This is a genomic window from Cellulomonas sp. P5_E12 (assembly GCF_054049315.1).
Genome location: NZ_JBFUMP010000050.1, coordinates 1 through 2,733 on the forward strand (window position 1 = coordinate 1; position 2,733 = coordinate 2,733).

Annotated in this window: 3 protein-coding genes; all 3 read right to left on the reverse strand. The window is 75.4% G+C overall.

Annotated features, from left to right (window positions below; genetic code table 11):
* A partial coding sequence (locus tag ACXJKA_RS19850; RefSeq protein ID WP_456826917.1) for a DUF4350 domain-containing protein occupies nucleotides 1-1,023 on the reverse strand: 1,023 nt, incomplete at its 3' end.
* Nucleotides 1,020-1,688 carry a DUF4129 domain-containing protein gene (locus tag ACXJKA_RS19855; RefSeq protein ID WP_456826918.1) on the reverse strand — a complete coding sequence of 223 codons (669 nt, stop codon included), beginning with the start codon at nucleotides 1,686-1,688 and terminating at the stop codon, nucleotides 1,020-1,022. The genes ACXJKA_RS19855 and ACXJKA_RS19850, both read right to left, overlap by 4 nt.
* A partial coding sequence (locus ACXJKA_RS19860; protein ID WP_456826919.1) for a glycerophosphoryl diester phosphodiesterase membrane domain-containing protein occupies nucleotides 1,685-2,733 on the reverse strand: 1,049 nt, incomplete at its 5' end. The genes ACXJKA_RS19860 and ACXJKA_RS19855, both read right to left, overlap by 4 nt.

A 2,733-nucleotide genomic window follows, 5' to 3' on the forward strand; every position in this document is an offset into this window, starting at 1 on the left:
GGGGAGCCCGAGCCGGGCGGCGCTGCGAGCCGCCGTGCCGGCGCGCAGGGCGGCGGCGGCGTGCCCGAAGGATCGCCCGCGCCGGTAGAGCCGGCCGCGGCCGCGGGTGGTCTCGCCGGCCCGCACCACGACGGGCACCGGCTCGGTGACCAGGCGGCCGAGGCGGCGTCCGCGCCACAGCGCCGTCACCGCGACGACGAGCAGGAGCTGCAGCGCGAGGATCGGCACGACGGGCGGCAGCAGCTGCGCGAGCCCGCCGCTGGGCTCGTCCGTCACCCCGGTGTCGTCGAGCGACGGGATGTACCAGACCAGCCGGTCGTGGCGACCGAGCGCCCGCAGCACGAGCGCCGCGTTGCCCTGCTCCGCGAGGTGCTCGTTGGTCAGGGGCGCGAAGTCGGACAGCGCGACGAGCCGCCGCTCTCCGTCGTCGACCACCGCGTACGCGCCGCCCCGTTCGATGCCGGTGCCGGGGGCCGGGAAGCAGACGACCGCGGCGGGGCCGGTGGCCAGCAGGGAGCCGGTGGCGGTGATGGAGCCCGCGGCGACGGCGTCGGGGTCGTCGCACTGCGCGGAGCGGACCTCGGGCTGGCCCGACAGCCCTCCGTTCGACGCGACGGAGTCGGTGATCAGGGTGAGCGCCCACTCGGCGTCGACCATCACGAGGTCCGCACCGCTGGCGTCGATCACGCCGATCTGGTCGTCGTCGAGCAGGTAGTCGCCGACGACGAGCAGGGTCGATCCGGGGGCGGCGAGCGCCTGCACGTCGGAGATGTGCCGCACGTAGTTCACGTCGACGCCCTCGCGCCCGAGGATCTGCGCCGCCGCCCGTGCACCCGCGGGGGCGGGGTTGTCCGGGGCGAGCGTCAGCGTCGAGGTCTGGGGCTCGGGCAGCGCGGACAGCACACCGGCGACCACGACGAGGGCCAGCAGGCCCAGCGGCCACCGGGCACGCCGCCACCGTCGCGACGACCTGCTGCGGACGGTGGTGCCGTCGCCGACGACGACGTCCGTCGCCACGGTCACCGGGGGGCCGCCACGGCCAGGTCGGTCGCGGACTGTCCGGCGGCGGGCCGCGTGCCGCGCACGCGCTCGTCGAGCGCGCGCAGGACGCGGTCGTCGTCGGCGGTCCCGGGCACGTCGCCGAACGCCACGTCGTCGAACGTCCGGCTCGCCGCGACCAGGTCGTGGCCGAGCTCCGGAAGCCGGGCGGCGGCGGCCAGGGCGGCCTCGTGGGCCGTCCGCGCCGCGCGTTCGTCCAGCACCGTGCGCTCCTCGAGGCCCCGGACGATCGCCCGGTAGCGCTCGAGGACCGCGAGCGACCAGTCGCCACGACCGGCGGCGGCGTCCGCGGCCGCGCGGATCTGCAGGGCGCTCCGGGCGTCGTCGGCGTCGAGGACCCGTCGCGAGGACGGGCTCGTGCGCGCACGTCGCACGGGCCCGCCGACTAGGAACGCGATCACGACGACGGCGACGACCACCCCGACGACCAGCAGCACGGCCCAGGGGTCCAGCGCCGCGGGCGTGCGCAGGCCGGCCAGCTGCTCGGCGACCCAGTCCCACAGCCGCCGCAGGAGCGAGCGCTGCTCGTGGTAGACGGGGTCGAGCAGCTCCTGGCGGGCCCAGCGGCGCGCGGTCGCGGCGTCCGGGTCGACCGGGACCCCGGCCACCACCCGGGCCGCGAGGTTCACGCCGTGGTCTCCGCGGCGCGCGCCAGCTCGACGTCCAGGCCCTCGCGGCGCATCCGGACGTCGATGTAGAGCAGCGCGACGACCGCCGACAGGAAGGTGGTCGACAGCGTCGAGGCGATGATGTTGGCGATGCCGATCACCACGATCGAACCGAACGACGTGGCCGTGGGGTCGCGCAGGAACAGGCTCGAGATGAGCGTCGCGGGGAACACGATGATCTGGACGATGATCCCGGCGAGCACGCTGGTGAGCAGGTAGATGCCGAACAGCCGCCAGAAGCTCCCGCGCGTGAGCCGCCACGACCGGACGATCGTCGGCCAGAACTTCTTGCCCTCGAGCATCAGGGCGGGGGCGACCAGCATGGTCCGGGTGGAGAACCAGACGCCGAGCACGACCACCGCGAGCAGGCTCAGCAGCCCGACGATCACCGCGAGCGCGATCTGGTCGTTCACCGCGAGCAGGGCGACGGCCGTGACCAGGGCGCCGAAGACGACGACCCACGCGAGCCCAGTGAGGAAGGTGAAGCCGACGACGAGCCAGACGCGCCAGGAGCGCAGGACCTCGCCCACGGTCGCGACCTGGCCGAGGACCGAGCGGCTCACGGAGACGATCAGCAGGCCGGTGAGCACGGTCGTGGCGATCGCGGTCACGGGCGCCCCGACCAGCAGGCCGAACGACGAGCCCAGCTGGTCGGCGAAGCCCATCTGACCGGACGGATCCACGTCCGTGGAGAGGTCGGCCAGCTGGCCGGCGGCGATGCCCTTCACGTACCACTGGATGACGGACTGCAGCGTCACGGCCAGCGTCACCACGAGTGCGGCGAGCCCGAACATCACGCGCGGGTTGGCGCGCACGGCCCGGAAGGCGCCGTCGTAGATCTCGCCCATGCCGAGCGGGCGCAGCGGGATGATGCCGGGCTGCAGGGCCGGCGGGCGCCACGCGACACCGGGGGGCGGTGGCGAGGCGGGTCCCCAGGCGCCGTACCCGGCGGGGGGCTGCGGCGTGCCCCAGCCGGGCGGCGGGACGGGCGCCGGCTGGCCGGGCG